This is a genomic window from Mesorhizobium sp. L48C026A00, from assembly GCF_000502375.1.
Lineage (GTDB): Bacteria > Pseudomonadota > Alphaproteobacteria > Rhizobiales > Rhizobiaceae > Mesorhizobium > Mesorhizobium muleiense.
Genome location: NZ_AYWU01000102.1, coordinates 1 through 1,044, shown reverse-complemented (window position 1 = coordinate 1,044; position 1,044 = coordinate 1). Strand labels below are relative to the sequence as shown.

At 52.9% G+C, this 1,044-nt stretch carries 2 protein-coding genes; both read right to left on the bottom strand.

The window, feature by feature from the left end; all coding sequences use genetic code 11:
• The coding region (locus X738_RS80545; RefSeq protein ID WP_023804292.1) for a 4'-phosphopantetheinyl transferase family protein at positions 1 to 504 on the bottom strand (504 nt) is incomplete at its 3' end.
• 226 nt (positions 505 to 730) lie between these two features.
• On the bottom strand, positions 731 to 1,044 hold a 314-nt coding region (locus tag X738_RS86715; RefSeq protein ID WP_036270781.1), incomplete at its 5' end, for a hypothetical protein.

The window sequence follows — 1,044 nt, the reverse complement described above, 5'->3', positions numbered from 1 at the left end:
ATCAATTTCCACGTCCTGGAATTCAAGAAAATCATTGTACAGTGGAAAATAGGCTTTATATACAGCCTCCTTCAAAACGAAGAGGTCCCGCCGTTGAAGCAGGCGTAGATCGTACATGCGTTGCTCGTTAGGGGTAGCAATCAATTCGATCAAGTTCTCCGGCAGAGGTTCATTAGGTTCAATGTCGATGCCGAGCGCTGCAATCCTCTTCGTCCCTGCAATGGCGGCGGCTGCTACTGTATCGTGGTGAGCCAAAGATCCGACCATGCCGGCTGGCCAGATCGGAACACCAGAGCGCGTCTTTAAGATCGGCAGTGGTGGGAATCCCAGTTGCCCAAGAAGTGTTCGGGCAATTACTCTTGCAGCACCGCTCTGGCGGCGGACTTTGGGAACAGCGCGTCCCGTAGACGTAACTTCGGAAGCGTACAAGGTCGATTCGTCAGCCGGCTCTATTGGACGAATGCCGACGAGGATGTTCTGTTGATCAATCGTGATAATCTCCATTTATCTGGTTCCTATGAGCTTTTCCAATGAGATGCTCAGTCAATGTAGCTTCGCGTTGCATTTAGCCCGACTTGGTCGTCGATCAGCAGTGGCGGCGGACCACATATGAAGTGCTTCCTACCTTTGGATCACCAAGCCAGGACTTTCCGACATTTGGTGTATTGTCGGAATCTCGAGACTAAACATGGTCGGGGTGCCAGACCCCTTCCGAGCGGTTCGTTAGGGATCAAGAGCCCCGGTTAAGGGCGTTGACAATGGCTCGGGCCAGAGCTTTGCGGTTTTCCAGAACACTTATCATCGTCACGTGGTCGCCTATAATCGGTACGGCAGTAATGGCCTCCGGACTCAAGACGCGGTCCCAGCCGCGCATAGGCGAACGTGCCTCTGGGCAGAATGAACTCTTAGCTTGCCGTGCCCGAGAACTGAAGAGAGCCTCGGTGGCATAAAACTGATGTATCTCAATTGGCAGGGTTGGGACTTGGTACGCCTGCAGCGCCTTGTGGAACCGGGCGGTCCTTTCATACATCAAAACATCGTTAT